The organism is Kribbella sp. NPDC048915 (assembly GCF_040649595.1).
Taxonomy (GTDB): Bacteria; Actinomycetota; Actinomycetes; order Propionibacteriales; family Kribbellaceae; genus Kribbella.
The window spans coordinates 23,292-37,423 of record NZ_JBEZFT010000027.1 but is presented as its reverse complement, the minus strand read 5'-3'; the positions used below and the strand labels follow the sequence as shown (position 1 = coordinate 37,423).

Below are 14,132 nucleotides of genomic sequence, written 5' to 3'. Positions count from 1 at the left end.
GAGTCGTGGCGAATGGCTCCGCGCGGGATCACCGATTCGTGGAAAGTGCTTGCGGCCGCCGACCAGAATCCACGACTCGGCGGCACGGACCATTGCCGGGTCCTCAGACGAACTTGGTGCCGCCTGCGCGGCGGTGGTCACCTGGTGTGCGGCCGTAGTGTCGTTTGAAGGCTGTGGAGAACGGGCGGACGTCGGAGTATCCGCAGGCCTTCGCGACCTCGGTGACGGACAGCGTGTGGTCCATCAGGAGCTGCGCGGCCAGCTCCAACCGCAGGCGGCGCAGCGTGGACATGATCGACGCACCGGTCTGCTGGGTGAACAACCGCTCCGCGTGCCGTTCGGAAAGATGCGCGGCGGCTGCGACGTCCCGGACCGTGATCGGACGGGACAGGTTGTCGCGGAGGTGACGCTGCATCGCCTCCACCACCAGCGGACCACGGTCGCGCCGGACCGGTTCCACAGCGAGGTCGTCGCCCAGGGCGAACGCTCGCGCGGTCTCCAGGACCAGCGTGGACCCCAAAGCACCGAGTGCGGTGCGGTAGCCCGACACCGGAGCAGCTGCCTCCGCAGCGAGCGCACTGATGAGAGCCGGCAACGAACCGACCCGGTCCGACAGCACCGGCCCGTCCGTGCGCGTCAGCCCGGACCACCACTGCCCGTCCTCCCCCACCGTCCCGCCGCCGCCCGTCGCCCCACCTGCAGCCGCCCCACCTGCAGACGCGCCACCGGCCGGGGTCCCACTGGCCGACGCCCCACCGATCGATGCCGGGCGGAACGTGAAGCCCCAGAAGGCGATCCCCAGCGGCGCACTGTGCGACGACTCGATCTCGTGGATGTCTCCCGGCCGGGCCAGGAACACCGAGCCCGGCGCCACGTCGTACTGCGTCTCGCCGTTGTTGAAGCGCCCCTCGCCGGAGTACGCCAGGCACACCTCGTGGAACGAGTGGCTGTGCCAGTAGTTGCGCCAGTACTCCGGCCGGTAATGCCCCCAGCTGAGGAAGTCCGCGCGGAAGCCGTCGACCTCGCAGGACTCGAGCAGCCCTACGAGGTCGACGAAACGATCCGCCGCGGCCACCGCGGCCAGACCTGCTGAGAGGGTCAAACACTGCTCCTGCCGGTCGGGTCGATCCCTCGCAGCATCATGCCCTGGCCGAGCGACCATTCGTGGGTCTTGACCGTCGGCGGGTCCGCCGGGTCGCGGTACTGGATCAGCCAGGTGGTGCGAGCCTCGTCGCTGGTGTTCACACCGGACCCGTGCACGGTCAGGTAGGTGAAGAACAGTACGTCGCCCGCCTCGGCCGGCTGCGGTGTCGCCGCGTCGAACGACGGCTCGAGCAGGTGGAACGAGCCCTCCGGGCTGTGCTCGCGCGGCCCGTCCTTGTGGCTGCCCGGGATGACCCGGACACAGCCCTTCTCCTCCGGCGCGTCGTCGAAGTGGAAGATCGCCGCGCCGACCCGGTGGTACGCGTGCGGGAAGAACGGGTGGTCCTGGTGCAGCGGGAACGGCGAGCCGTTCTCCGGCGGCTTCACGAACAGCTTGGTGTGATGCAGCTGGACGTTGTCCACACCCATCACCGCGGCGGCCACGTCGGTGAACCGCGGGTCCACCAGCAGCTTCGCGAACTCCGCGTCGTAGAACTGCGCGTCGTGCAGGTGCTGCAGCTTCGTCGGCGCCTCGGTCATCTCCTTGGCCGCGCCCCAGGTGGGGTCGTCGGACTTGTTCAGCCGCGCCAGCAGGTCGTGGCTGCGCTGCCGGTAGTAGGCCGCTTCTTCCTTGCTGAGCAGGCCTTTCACCAATACGAAGCCCTGGTCGGCGTAATGCTGGGCGAGCGTCGCGAGTTCGGGACGCTCGGACGTGATCGTCATCTCGGAGTACCTCCTGATCGGGTACTTCGAGACTACGAACGCCGGCGTCCGCGCGGGAGGACCCGACCGGACGCCGATGTTCGTGAAACGGACATGCCTACTCGCCCGCGGCGCCGTCGCTGTCGGTGGATCCGGTCGGTACGACGATCGGCCGCAGCCGGGCCCACGCCACGAACAGGGCCGCGAACACCAGCATCGCGATCCCGCCCCACAGGTTGATGTTGATCCCGGCCGCCTTGTCGATCTCGGGCTGCTTCTCGACGATCCCGAGGATCGTCAGCACCAGGCCGTAGATCCCGATCAGCGCCGCGATCACCACCCGGATGTCGAACGCTCCGGCCTTCTTCTTCGGTGCGGTCTTGTCTGCCATGACGCTGCTCCTTTCGCCGAAGCTCAGCCGAAGATGATGTTCAGGGCGATGGTCATCGCCAGCGAGATGCCGGCGAGCAGGACCGGCCGGCGGTACCAGCCGTGGTCACCGCGCACGGTCACCTCGGTGCGCTGTTCCTTCGGCGTCAGCGAGTACACCAGGCCGACCAGGTCGGACTCCTCCTTCGGCCGGGTCAGCTTGCTGACCACGACACTGACCAGGATGTCGACCACGAACGCCGCGCCGGCGCCGACGAAGCTGGCGCCCTGCCCCGGCAGGTTGATCACGCCGGTCTCGGACAGGATGAAGACCAGCACCGCGGTCGCCGTACCGCTGACCAGGCCGATCCAGCCGGCCGCGGCGGTCATCCGCTTCCAGAACATACCGAGAATGAAGGTGGCGAACAGCGGCGCGTTGAAGAACGAGAACAGCTGCTGCAGATAGTCCATCAGGTTGCTGTAGCCGGAGGCGATCGCGGCGGTTCCGATCGCGATCACCGTGCCCGCCACGGTCACCCAGCGGCCGGTGCGCAGGTAGAAGGCGTCCGGCCGGTCCTTGATCACGTACCGCTCGATGATGTCGTACGACATGACCGTGTTGAACGAGCTGAGATTGGCCGCCATACCGGCCATGAACGACGCCAGCAGACCGGTGATGGCCAGGCCGAGCATGCCGTTCGGCAGCAGGTCGCGCATCAGCAGCAGCAACGCGTCGTTGTAGTCGACCTCGCCGCTGCCGGTCTGCTTGAACTGGGCCAGCTCCGGCACCAGCACCGCGGCGATCATGCCGGGGATGATCACGATGAACGGCACGAACATCTTCGGGAACGAGCCGATGATCGGGGTCCGCCGGGCGGCCGACATGTTCTTCGAGGCCATTGCCCGCTGCACCTCGACGAAGTTCGTCGTCCAGTAGCCGAACGAGAGCACGAACCCGAGACCGAACACGATGCCGATCACCGACAAGAAGTTGTTGCTGAAACCGCTGAGCGCGTTGCCCGGCCAGGCGGACAGCTGCTCGCTACCGCCCGGCGAAGCCGACACCTTGTCGACCAGACCCTGCCAGCCGCCGACCTTGTGCAGGCCGACCAGGGTCAGCGGCAGCAGCGCGGCGACGATCACGAAGAACTGCAGCACCTCGTTGTAGATCGCCGCGGACAGGCCGCCGAGGGTGATGTAGCTGAGCACGATCAGCGCGGCGACGATCACCGACACCCAGATCGGCCAGCCGAGCAGGACGTTCACGATGGTCGCCAGCAGGAACAGGTTCACGCCCGCGATCAGGACCTGGGCGAGCGCGAAGCTGATCGCGTTCACCAGGTGCGCGGGCCGGCCGAACCGGCGCAGCATGAACTCGGGCACGCTGCGGACCTTCGACCCGTAGTAGAACGGCATCATCACGACGCCGAGGAACAGCATCGCCGGGATCGCGCCGATCCAGAAGTAGTGCACGGTCGGCATGCCGTACTGCGCGCCGTTGGCCGACATGCCCATGATCTCGATCGCGCCGAGGTTGGCCGAGATGAACGCCAGACCGGTCACCCAGGCCGGCAGGGAGCGGCCGGACAGGAAGAAGTCCAGGCTGTTGGAGACCGCCCGTCTGGCCAGGTACCCGATGCCGAGCACGAAGCCGAAGTACAGCGCGATGATGATGTAGTCGATCGCCGTGGCATCCAGTCTGAGGATGGATTGTTGCGCGAGCATCGGGCCTCCGGGTCGCCGCTGTGCCAAGAGTCAGTGCAGAAAATCGGTGCAGTGCCAGACTCGGTCACAACACGTGTTGTTACCGCTCAGGAACGTTACTCCCCCTTTCAACCAGAACAATGCAGACCCGTCGGACGACGGATCTGCACCCGAATCTCCACCCCCGGCATCTCGGTAGGAAGACCGCGCACCCCTAACCTTTGTGACGCGGGCCGAGGCGAGCGGAGGCGTAGGGTCATCGACGGAACGCAGGCGGCCGCGCGGATCACCGCCGACCACCCGGACGTCGCGGTCCTCGTGCTGGCGACGTACGCCGACGACGCGTCGATCGCGAACGCACTTCGCGCCGCGCGGCTGTTCATCGGCGAGGCGACCATGAAGACGCATGTCAACAACACGTTCGCGGACATCGGCGCCCAGCACCGAAGAGAAGCGGTGCGCTACGCGTAGGAGAACGGGATCGCGTCAGATCCGTAGCTCGGCGACCACGGGCCGATGGTCGCTGCCCGTCGAGCCCATCACCCACGCCTTGGTCGGGGTGACGCCGCGGACCAGGATGTGGTCGATCCGCGCCATCGGGAACGCGGCCGGCCAGGTGAACCCGAACCCGGTCCCTGCCGCGCCCTGCGCCGACCGGAGCCCGTACGTCAACGGGGCCAGGCTGCGGTCGGTCGCCGTACCGTTGAAGTCACCCATCACGATCACGCCCGCGAGCTTCTCGTCGGCGATCTGCCGCCCGAGCGCCTTGATCGTGTCGTTGCGCTGATCGGACGTGAACCCGCTGGTGCCGATCCGGACCGACGCCAGGTGCGCGACGTACACCGCGACCTTGCCCTCCGGCGTGCCGACCTCGGCCCGCAGCGCCCGCGTCCACTTGAAGCCGACGTCGACGGACTTCGTCTCCACCACCGGGTACTTCGACCAGAGAGCGACCGTGTCACGTGAGACCTGGTACGGGTACTTCTGCGCGAACGCGGACTTGTAGATCTTCAGATCCGCGGAGGTCAGCTCCTCCAGCGCCATCACGTCCGCGTCGGCCGCCAACAGATCCTGCGCCGTCTTCTCCGGGTCGGGGTTCGCCGCGTCGACGTTGTGCGTCAGTACGCGCAGGTCGTACGGGCCGCCGCTGCCCTTCCCCGGAATCATCAGGTCGCCGAACATGTAGGTCCACACCAGCGCGGGAACCAGCAGCGCCACGCCGGCCGTCGCGGACCGCCGTACCAGCGCCGCGATGCCGAGCACCGGCACGGCGACGCCGACCCAGGGCAGGAACGTGTCGAGCAAACTGCCGAGGTTGCCGATCGAGTTCGGCACGTAGCGGTGGAAGATCAGCGGAACCGCCGACAGGATGGCCAGCACCGCGATCACCCGGCCGCGCTGCCACTTGCCGCCCTTCTTCCGCCGCGACGCACTCCTGCGCCGCGGCTGCGGTTGGCGGGTGACGACTGCGGTCTGGCGGTCCGGCATGCAGCGATTGTTGCGGACGCCCGGGCTGCACCAAAGTCGCTCCCCGCTCGGCGGAGGCGAATTCATCCGTACGAACGACGGGCAGGCACCGGAATGATGAGGAATCGGCGAGGGGTCTGGCGCCTTCGGGTGAGGACCACCACAATGCCCGTATGCCGTCAGTGCAGGCCGCCGAACCGTTCGTCGTCAAGCGCCATGGGCTCGGGACGACGCGGACCGCGCTCGCGCTCGGCACCGCGGTGTTCGGGCTGATGGTCGCGCTGACGCTCGCCATCGTGATCGTCCAGGCGATCCGCGGCGCCTCGATCCGCGAGCCGCTCGAGGCGGTCTGGCTGAGCTGGGGCGGGACCCCGCTGATCTTCGCCGTCGGTCTCCCGATCCTGCTCCTGGTCGGCGCGATCACGGCGTACGAGGAACGTCGTGAGGAGGACACCGAGGACGTCCTGCTGACCGTCGACGCGACCGGAATCCACCTCGGCGGCGAGCAACCGCGGACGATCCCGTGGGGCGAGATCCGCGGTGTCTGCCGGGTCGAACGGCACGAGGTGAACGACGAGGGCGAGGAGACCTGGGAACCGCGCCTGGTCGTGATGCTGCTCGACGAGGCCGCCCTGCCGCGCAGCAGCAAGGCCTGGGGCCCGTCCTGCCCGTGGCCCGGGACCCACGAAATCCTGAGCCGTTCACTGCCGTACGACGACCTCGCCGCCGCCGTCGCCCGCTACGCGCCGCACATCCCGGTCACCGACCGCGGACGGGTGACCGACTGATCACGGATGGATAGTGTGGCGCGATGAGCGCACTCGTCTACGCCGCCATCTGCTCCGCTGACGGCTATGTCGAAGACGCCACCGGCGACTTCCAGTGGGCCGCGCCGGACGACGAGGTGCACGCCTACGTCAACGACCTCGAGCGGTCGATCGGCACCTATCTCTACGGCCGCCGGATGTACGAGACGATGGCGTACTGGGATACCGCGACGGACCTGCCGCCGGTGCCGCAGGACTACGCCGAGGTGTGGCGCGCCGCGGACAAGATCGTGTACTCCCGCACCCTCGCCGCCACCACGACCCAGCGGACCCGCCTGGAACGCGAGTTCGATCCCGAGGCCGTCCGCCGGCTCAAGGAGACCTCGGCCACCGACCTGAGCATCGGCGGCGCCGAACTGGGCGGGCAGGCACTGACGGCGGGCCTGGTCGACGAGATCCACCTGATCCTCGTCCCGACTGCGGTGGGCGGTGGCAAGCGCGCCCTCCCGGACGGACTCACCACACCGCTGACCCTGGTCGGTACCCGCTCCTTCCGGAGCGGGTTCGTCCACCTGCACTACACGGTGGGCTGATCAGCCCTTCGGGCCGAGCAGCTTCTGCAGGTCGTCGAGGACCTTCATCGCGCCGATCGGGCCGAGCCCGAGGAACCAGACCTCGTCGTCGACGCGCGCCGACTTGCCGTTTTTCACCGGCGGCAGCGACTTCCACAAGTTGCCGTTGACAACCTTGTTCTCGTCGGTGGCGTCGGGTTTGCCGTAGCTGGAGTAGAACAGCCAGTCGCCGTCGGCCTGGCCGATGTTCTCCTGCGAGACCTCGACCGCGAGGTCCTGGACGTCCTGCACCTTCGGGCGCGGCAGGCCGACGTCCTTCAGAATCACGCCGATGAACGACAGGTTGCCGTACAGCCGGATCTCGCCGGGACGGAAGCGGACCAGCGAGATCGTCGGCGATCCGCTGACCTCGGCCTTCACCTCGTCGGCGCGCTTCTGGTAGGCGTTCAGCAGCTCGACGGCCTTGTCCTCCGCACCGACCGCGTCCGCGACCAGCAGGAAGTTCTCCTTCCACGGGAACCCGGGCCGGATGCTGAACACCGTCGGCGCGATCGCGTTGAGCTTGTCGTACAGGTCGTTGGCGCGCAGCTTGCTGCCCAGGATCAGGTCCGGCTTCAGCTCGGCGATCGCCTCGAGGTTCAGCTCGCTGATCCCGCCGACGGTCTTGATCCCCTGGGCCTTGTCGGCCAGGTACGACGGGACGCCGTTCTGGCCCGCCGTCGTCGCCATGCCGACCGGGGTGATCCCGAGCGCGAGCACGTCGTCGAGCTCGCCGCTGTCCAGGACGACGACCCGCTCCGGCTTCTTCGGGATCTCGACCGAGCCGAGGGCGCCCTTCACCGTCCGCGGGAACGCGCCGGGCGCGGCGTCCGAGCCGAGCTTCGCGGTCTCGGTGTCGGCGGTCGAGAACAGCCGCCCGCCGGTCGCCACTTCCTTGTCACCGACACCGGTGTCCGCACTCTTCGTGCTCCCGCCGCCACAGCCGGCCAGCGCCAGCACGGCGCCCGCCACCACGATCCCGATCAGCTTTTTCACAGCCGCTGACTCTACAACAAAACTTAGGCTCACCTAACCCACGGTCCACTGACTAGACGAGCACCTGCGACGCACCGGCTGCCAAGGTGAGGCCGATTTCACCGCTGGGCAGGGCGATCCGGAAGGTGCCGGCGTGCGCGGCCCGTACGACGGCACTTGTCAGCTCGCCATCACGCCAGGCGGCGTCGAAGGTCAGACCGCCGCGCGCCCTCAGACCGCGGAACGCGCCGTCCGGCCATCCGCTTGGCAGGGCGGGCAGGACGCGGATGACGTCGGTGTGGCTCTGCAGCAACAGTTCGGGGATGCAGCCGGTCATGCCGAAGTTCGCGTCGATCTGGAAGATGTCGCCGTCGCGGTGCATCAGGTTGCCCGACACCAGCCGGCTCAGGTAGTCCTGGATCACGGCGAATGCACGGTCCGGCTCGAACAGCCGGGCCCACAGCGCGACCAGCCAGGCCGCGGTCCACCCACCGTTCACAGCGCCGTCTGTGCGCGTCTCCAGTGAGGTACGGGCAGCTGCGGCCCACTCCGGCGTACGCACCGGGTCGATCTCCGCGCCCGGGTAGAGACCGTAGAGATGCGACTGATGCCGGTGATGAATCTCGGACGGCTGCCAGTCGGTCGGCCACTCGTGCAGCCGCCCGTCCGGCGTCACGCGGATCGCCGGCAACCGCTCCGCGGCCGAGGCCGCTCGGTCCGCCAGTTCAGACGCGACGCCCAGCACCTCTTCCGCCGCACGCAGATTCGCGAACAGCTCGCGGATCAGCCAGAGGTCGTACGTCGACGTGAGATCGACCGATGCCTTCGCACCGGAGGGCAGCACGAAGTGATGCTCCGGCGCCGTCGACGGGACGAACTGCAGCACGCCGTCGCGGTCCTCCACGAGCATCGCCAGGACGAACTCCGCCGCACCGGCGATCACCGGATAGGCGCGCTCGCGCAGGAAGCCGACATCCAGCGTGAACCGGTAGTGCTCCATCAGATGCGCGGTCAGCCACACGCCGCAGGTCGCGCACATCGCCCAGACGGGATCGTCCCCGCCGTCGCCGACCGGCCAGGTCGCCCGCCACAGGTCGGTGTTGTGGTGCGTCACCCAGCCGGGTGCGTCGTACAGGATCCGTGCCGTCTCGGCTCCGGACTCGGCCATGCCGTCGAGCAGGTCGGCGAGTGGTTCGAAGCACTCGCTGAGCCCGGTGAGGTCGGCGAGCCAGTAGTTCATCTGGGTGTTGATGTTGTTGGTCCAGTCGCTGGCCCACATCGGGCGGCGATCCCGGTTCCAGATGCCCTGGAGGTTCGCGGCCTGCGTCCCGGGTCGGGACGACGCGATCAACAGGTACCGGCCGAGGTTGAAGGTCAGCGCGACCAGATCCGGATCGTTGCCGCCGGCAGCGACCGCGCGCACCCGCTCGTCGGTCGGGAGGTTCACGAGCGGGCCGAGCTCCAGCGACGCGCGGTCGTACAACGACACGTGATCCTCGACATGCCGATGACGCAGCTTGTCCAGGTCGACCGCATCCAGAGCAGCCGTCGCCTGCGCCAGCGCGACGGAGAGGTCGCGCCCCGGTGGGACATTCCACCCGGCGAAGGTGCTGGCCGCGGATACCAGCACTGTCACTCGCGAGGCTCCACGCACCACGACCCCGGCGGCCGACGTCGTGACGTCACCTCCCGCCGTGACCACCCGCAGCGCGACACCGAACCCGATGCCGCGGCCTTCCTCGTACCGAATCGGGTCCGGCCGATCCCGGTACTCGATGGTCAGGTCCGACGGTGCCCGGCCGGTCACGCTGTAGGTGCCATCGGCAACTTCTGCCACGATCGGGTGCTGGCTTTCCAGGCTCAGGTGCAGGGAGATCGCACCGGGACGATCAGCGGTGAGAGTCCACGCCAGCACCTGATCCGGCGCGGACACGAAGGTTTCGCGCCGGAACCGCACACCGTCGACCGTGTAGTCGACGGCGGCGATCCCGGTGCTGAGATCCAGACTCCTCCTGTAGTCCGCGGCACCTGAAGCACCCGGTGACCCGGCAGTCCGGATCACCAGGTCCGCCAGTGGCTGGTACGACTCCACCAGCGGCCCCTGCAGCGCACGGGTCCGCTCGGTGGCCGCCAGTTGATCACGGTCGTCCAGCAGCAACCGGCGTACGTCGGCCAGCACCGCCGGCCCGTCCGGGACGGTCAGCGTGCGCGGACCGTCGCCGGACCAGACGTCGTCGAGGTTCAGCGCGATCCGCTCATCGGCGACCCGGCCGTACACCTTGGCACCCAGATGCCCGTTGCCGAGCGGCAGCGCCTCGAACCAGTCCGCCGCGGGCTGGCGGAACCACAGGAGGTGGGACAACTACTTGCCCCCGGACTTGTACTTGTCGTAGGCCTGCTGGTTGATCTCCAGGTACCGCGGCAGGCCGGTGCTCTCCAGACCCTTCACGTACGCGTCCCAGTCGGTGTCGATGTTCTTCGACCCGGTGATGAAGGCCAGCTGGTTCTGGTTCACGTAGGTGCTCAGGTTGGTCTGCAGTGTCGCGACCTCACCACTCAGGCTCGGGTCCGGCCAGACCGAGGTCTGCGGGTACCACTTGGACTTGTCCACGTGGCTCTCGTAGAGCTTGGTGGCCTCCAGCAACCGCCGCTCCAGGCCGGCGCCGGTGTAGATGTCCTTCGGCACGACCTGCGCGTTCCGGTAGGCCAGCGTGTTGTTGTACTGACCGAGCGCGCCCCAGCTGATGTTCTTCGGTGCGTTCGACGCCGGCTTGTACATCGGCTTCACACTGTCGTCGAGGGCGATGTCACCAGGGCCGGGCTTCGTCCAGCCAACACCCTCCGGACCCATGTTGCTGATCATCTGACCTTCGTCGGAGAAGATCCAGTCCAGCATCTTGATCGCGGCGACCTGGGCCTCCTTGCTGGCCTTGTTCGTCAGCATGAACGTGTAGCCGGTCGACGTCGGGTGGTTGTACCCGGTGTAGCTCTTGCCCTGCGGACCGGTCAGCGGCGGCACGGCGTCGTACTGCTTGTCCCGTCCGTCCTTGGAGTCCAACTGGACGAAGATGCCCGGCCAGAGCACCGGTACCGAGCCGAGCACGACGGCCTTCGGGTTGTTGCCCTGCGCCTGCAGCGCCTGTGCGTTCTGCGTGAACGCGGCCTGGTCGATCAGCCCCTCGGCGTACAGCGAGTGGATGTATTTCAGGCCTTCCTTCCACTCCGGCGTGTTCACCGGCGTGACGACCTTGTCGCCGTCCAGCGCCAGCAGCGAGCGGACACCGTTGTTCGCACCGACCGGGTTGTAGGCGAACGCGCCCATCAGGTACGCGATCAGGCTGCTGTCCTGGGTGTCGGTCGTCATCGGGATCTCGTCGGCCTTGCCGTTGCCGTTCGGGTCCTGCGTCTTGAACGCGCGCAGCACGTTCCGCAGGTCCTCGGTCGTCTTCGGCGGCTGCAGCCCGAGCTTCTTCAGCCACGTGCTGTTGATCCACAGCTTGTCCGGGTACGTGCAGTGGTAGCAGTCCGCCCACTGCGGCAACGCATAGATGTGACCGTCCGGCGCGGTCGACATCTCCTTGTACTCCTTGTTGGAGTCCAGCACCTTCTGGATGTTCGGCGCGTTCTCCTTGATCAGGTCCTCGAGCGGGACCGCGATGCCCTGCTGGCCGAGCTTGAGCACCTCCACCTGGGTGAACGCGTCGACCCACGGGATCAGGAAGAACAGGTCCGGGTAGTCGCCGCTGGCCAGCGAGATCTGCCGCTTCTCCTTCGCCGGACCGGCGTCGTACGTCGTGGTCTGCCAGCGAAACTGGATCTTGAACTTGTCGCTGACGATCTTGGTCACCTGGTTGGTGTCCATGTTCGTGCTCTGGTCGGCCGGCGTGAACGTGTCGATCACGACCTTGCCGTCGGCGGTGGTTTCGTTCGCCGCCCCCTTGCTGTCCTTGTCCGAGCTGCACGCCGCCAGGGCGAGTGCGCCGGCGGCGGCCAGCGCGACCACCTTGCTCACGGATGAGCGCATTGCTGTGTTCCTCTCTGAAATGGCTTGTCAGCCCTTGACCGCGCCGACCATCACGCCCTTGGTGAAGTGGCGGGCGACGAACGGGTAGATGACCAGTACGGGCAGGCTCGAGATGACGATGAGCGCGTACTTGAGGACGTTGGCCAGCTGTTGCTGTTCGAGCTGCTGGGCCAGACTCGTCGTGGTGGTGGACCCGGTGAGGGTGTTCAGGATCAGCACGTTCCGCAGCACGATCTGCAGCGGGTACAGGCCGGGATCCTTGAGGTAGATGAGCGCGTCGAAGTAGCTGTTCCACTGGAAGATCGCGTACATCAGCGCGATCACCGCGATCACCGGCTTCGACAGCGGCAGCACGACCGACCACAGGAACCGCAGGTCACTGGCACCGTCGATGGTGGCCGCCTCGTACAGCTCGTCCGGAATCGTGCTGCGGAAGAACGTCCGCGCGATGATCACCTGCCAGACGCCGATCGCACTCGGGATCACCATCGCCCAGCGGGTGTTCAGCAGGCCGAGGTCCTGGACCACCAGGTACGTCGGGATCAGGCCGCCGGAGAACAGCATGGTGAAGATCAGCACGCTCATGATCACGTTCCGGCCGAAGAACGTCCGGCGCGACAACGGGTACGCGATCGCGATCGTCAGCGTGACGCTGATCAGCGTGCCGCCGATCGCGTAGATGAAGGAGTTCAGGTACCCCTTCATGATCAGCGGATCGCTGAACGCCTCCTGGTACGCCTTGATGCTCGGCTCGATCGGCCACAGCAGCACCCGGCCGGCGCTCACCGCGGACGGGCTGCTGAACGAGTTCGCGACGATGTAGATCAGCGGTACGGCGACCACGATCAGCGCGATCCAGAGCATGATCTTCACACCGATCAGGAAGATCTTGTCGGTGCGCGTCTCCTCGATCGTGGTCCGCTGCGATTCCTGCGGTCGCGCCGTACGACGGAATCCTTGAAGAGTGATGCTCATCCACGTCCTCGCTTCGCTCCGGGCGCGGATGAGGCACGGATCGCGCTGTGCTTTCTGATGAACTCACTTCGTTCGTTCATGACCACAGTCCGTTTCCGGTGATGCGCTTGGCGGCGAAGTTCACGCCGAGCAGCAGGAAGAGATTGACGACCGAGTTGAACAGCCCGATCGCGGTGGCCATGCTGAAGTCGGCGTTCAGCAGACCGGTCTTGTAGACGTAGGTCGCGATGATTTCGGACTGCGCGGTGTTCAGCGGGTTCTGCAGCAGGAACGCCTTCTCGAACCCGATCGACATGATGTTGCCGACGCCGAGCACGAGGATGATCACCGCGGTCGGCATGATGCCCGGCAGGTCGACGTGCCGGATCCGCTGCAACCGGCTCGCGCCGTCGATCCGTGCGGACTCGTGCAGCGCCGGGTCGATGCCGGCCAGCGCGGCGAGGTAGATGACCGCCGAGTACCCGGTGGTCTGCCAGACGTCGGACCAGACATAGATGTGCCGGAAGTAGTCCGGGTTGCCGAGGAAGTCGACCGCCGGGACGCCGAACAGGCCGATCGCGTCGTTGACGAACCCGAGCCGCGGCGACAGCACCAGGATCGTCATCGAGACCACAACCACGGTGGAGATGAAGTACGGCGCGTACGTGACCAGCTGGACGATCTTCTTGAACCGGCCGTTGCGGATCTCGTTCAGCGCGATCGCCAGGATGATCGGGATCGGGAAGCTCGCCAGCACCGTGTAGACCGACAACAAGAAGGTGTTCTTCACCAGGGTCCAGAACACCGGGTTGGCAAAGAACAGCTCGAAGTTGCGGAAGCCGACCCACTCACTGCCCCACGGACCCTTGATCGGGCTGTAGTTCTTGAACGCGATCACCGCGTTGGCGATCGGGATGTACTTGAAGATGACGAAGTACGCGAGCGGTACGACGACCAACAGGTAGAGCTGCCAGTGCCGCCGAAGACTGCGCCAGGCCTGCGTCCGGCGACTCGTTCGCGGTGGCTTCCGGGCGGTCACCGCCGCCGGCGGCGCCGGTGCCGCGGGAGCCGGTTTCACCTCGAAGGTTGCGCTCACTCCGCATCCTTTCCCTCACGCGCTGGAGTGGAACCGATATCCGATAGGATCTCGGGTTTTCGCTATCCCGGAGGATGACACAGATCCCTGAGCAGCGGAAGAGTTCCCGGGCCGGTCGATACCGGACGGTGATTTTCCCTTACAGGCAAGGGAAAATTGGCGTTGCTGGCGGCAACTACCTCTGCACAACGCCGAATGATCCGGTGACACGGCCACCGGATCTGAGCACAGACGAACCAGGCCCGGAGTCGCTCTGAGCCACCGACACCGGTCCGATCCAGAATTTTTTTCTCGCGTTAACTATATCGAAGTCAACCCGC

Annotated in this window: 13 protein-coding genes; 3 read left to right on the top strand and 10 right to left on the bottom strand. The window is 66.8% G+C overall.

Annotation, left to right across the window (positions count from 1 at the left end; genetic code table 11):
* Nucleotides 1-103 precede the first annotated feature (103 nt).
* The 4 genes from AB0B82_RS16600 to AB0B82_RS16585 all read right to left on the bottom strand — a co-directional run bounded on the left by AB0B82_RS16600 (nucleotide 104) and on the right by AB0B82_RS16585 (nucleotide 3,939).
* A complete protein-coding gene (locus tag AB0B82_RS16600; protein ID WP_360168262.1) occupies nucleotides 104-1,102 on the bottom strand; it encodes an AraC family transcriptional regulator in 999 nt (332 codons plus the stop codon).
* The gene (locus tag AB0B82_RS16595; RefSeq protein WP_360168259.1) at nucleotides 1,099-1,866 is read right to left on the bottom strand and encodes a phytanoyl-CoA dioxygenase family protein; all 768 of its coding nucleotides are present in this window, start codon (nucleotides 1,864-1,866) and stop codon (nucleotides 1,099-1,101) included. Before AB0B82_RS16595 ends, AB0B82_RS16600 begins: the two co-directional genes overlap by 4 nt.
* 97 nt (nucleotides 1,867-1,963) lie before the next feature.
* Complete coding sequence (locus tag AB0B82_RS16590; RefSeq protein WP_360168256.1) at nucleotides 1,964-2,236, bottom strand: hypothetical protein; 273 nt, start codon at nucleotides 2,234-2,236, stop codon at nucleotides 1,964-1,966.
* Nucleotides 2,237-2,259: 23 nt separating this feature from the next.
* Nucleotides 2,260-3,939, bottom strand: a complete 1,680-nt coding sequence (locus tag AB0B82_RS16585) for a sodium:solute symporter family protein (RefSeq protein WP_360168253.1) — start codon at nucleotides 3,937-3,939, stop codon at nucleotides 2,260-2,262.
* Nucleotides 3,940-4,236: 297 nt separating this feature from the next.
* Here AB0B82_RS16585 and AB0B82_RS16580 point away from each other — a divergent pair, with 297 nt between their 5' ends.
* Nucleotides 4,237-4,389 (top strand): hypothetical protein, encoded by a 153-nt coding sequence (locus AB0B82_RS16580; protein ID WP_360168250.1) that lies wholly within the window; start codon nucleotides 4,237-4,239, stop codon nucleotides 4,387-4,389.
* A gap of 15 nt (nucleotides 4,390-4,404) precedes the next feature.
* Here AB0B82_RS16580 and AB0B82_RS16575 read toward each other — a convergent pair whose 3' ends face one another.
* The gene (locus AB0B82_RS16575) at nucleotides 4,405-5,406 is read right to left on the bottom strand and encodes an endonuclease/exonuclease/phosphatase family protein (RefSeq protein ID WP_360168247.1); all 1,002 of its coding nucleotides are present in this window, start codon (nucleotides 5,404-5,406) and stop codon (nucleotides 4,405-4,407) included.
* 152 nt (nucleotides 5,407-5,558) lie between these two features.
* Here AB0B82_RS16575 and AB0B82_RS16570 point away from each other — a divergent pair, with 152 nt between their 5' ends.
* Together AB0B82_RS16570 and AB0B82_RS16565 are read left to right on the top strand one after the other, a co-directional pair.
* Entirely contained in the window at nucleotides 5,559-6,173 is a 615-nt protein-coding gene (locus tag AB0B82_RS16570; RefSeq protein WP_360168244.1) for a hypothetical protein, read from the top strand.
* Between the two features lie 23 nt (nucleotides 6,174-6,196).
* Entirely contained in the window at nucleotides 6,197-6,745 is a 549-nt protein-coding gene (locus AB0B82_RS16565) for a dihydrofolate reductase family protein (protein WP_360168241.1), read from the top strand.
* Here AB0B82_RS16565 and AB0B82_RS16560 read toward each other — a convergent pair whose 3' ends face one another.
* The 5 genes from AB0B82_RS16560 to AB0B82_RS16540 form a co-directional block, all read right to left on the bottom strand.
* Nucleotides 6,746-7,759, bottom strand: coding sequence for an iron-siderophore ABC transporter substrate-binding protein (locus AB0B82_RS16560; protein ID WP_360168238.1), 1,014 nt, complete (start codon nucleotides 7,757-7,759; stop codon nucleotides 6,746-6,748). It abuts the gene before it with no gap.
* Nucleotides 7,760-7,811: 52 nt separating this feature from the next.
* Entirely contained in the window at nucleotides 7,812-10,100 is a 2,289-nt protein-coding gene (locus AB0B82_RS16555) for a glycoside hydrolase family 95 protein (protein WP_360168235.1), read from the bottom strand.
* Nucleotides 10,101-11,762: an extracellular solute-binding protein gene (locus tag AB0B82_RS16550; RefSeq protein ID WP_360168232.1), complete on the bottom strand. Its 1,662-nt coding sequence runs from the start codon at nucleotides 11,760-11,762 to the stop codon at nucleotides 10,101-10,103.
* 27 nt (nucleotides 11,763-11,789) lie between these two features.
* Entirely contained in the window at nucleotides 11,790-12,737 is a 948-nt protein-coding gene (locus AB0B82_RS16545; protein WP_360168229.1) for a carbohydrate ABC transporter permease, read from the bottom strand.
* A 76-nt stretch (nucleotides 12,738-12,813) separates the two neighbouring features.
* Nucleotides 12,814-13,812: an ABC transporter permease subunit gene (locus AB0B82_RS16540; RefSeq protein WP_360168226.1), complete on the bottom strand. Its 999-nt coding sequence runs from the start codon at nucleotides 13,810-13,812 to the stop codon at nucleotides 12,814-12,816.
* Nucleotides 13,813-14,132: the final 320 nt, after the last annotated feature.

What these genes read in the sequence shown, in the direction of transcription:
- AB0B82_RS16595 (WP_360168259.1), bottom strand. Translation starts at nt 1,866, where the DNA reads ATGACGATCACGTCCGAGCGTCCCGAACTCGCGACGCTCGCCCAGCAT.
- AB0B82_RS16570 (WP_360168244.1), top strand. Translation starts at nt 5,559, where the DNA reads ATGCCGTCAGTGCAGGCCGCCGAACCGTTCGTCGTCAAGCGCCATGGG.
- AB0B82_RS16565 (WP_360168241.1), top strand. Translation starts at nt 6,197, where the DNA reads ATGAGCGCACTCGTCTACGCCGCCATCTGCTCCGCTGACGGCTATGTC.
- AB0B82_RS16550 (WP_360168232.1), bottom strand. Translation starts at nt 11,762, where the DNA reads ATGCGCTCATCCGTGAGCAAGGTGGTCGCGCTGGCCGCCGCCGGCGCA.
- AB0B82_RS16545 (WP_360168229.1), bottom strand. Translation starts at nt 12,737, where the DNA reads ATGAGCATCACTCTTCAAGGATTCCGTCGTACGGCGCGACCGCAGGAA.
- AB0B82_RS16590 (WP_360168256.1), bottom strand. Translation starts at nt 2,236, where the DNA reads ATGGCAGACAAGACCGCACCGAAGAAGAAGGCCGGAGCGTTCGACATC.
- AB0B82_RS16575 (WP_360168247.1), bottom strand. Translation starts at nt 5,406, where the DNA reads ATGCCGGACCGCCAGACCGCAGTCGTCACCCGCCAACCGCAGCCGCGG.
- AB0B82_RS16585 (WP_360168253.1), bottom strand. Translation starts at nt 3,939, where the DNA reads ATGCTCGCGCAACAATCCATCCTCAGACTGGATGCCACGGCGATCGAC.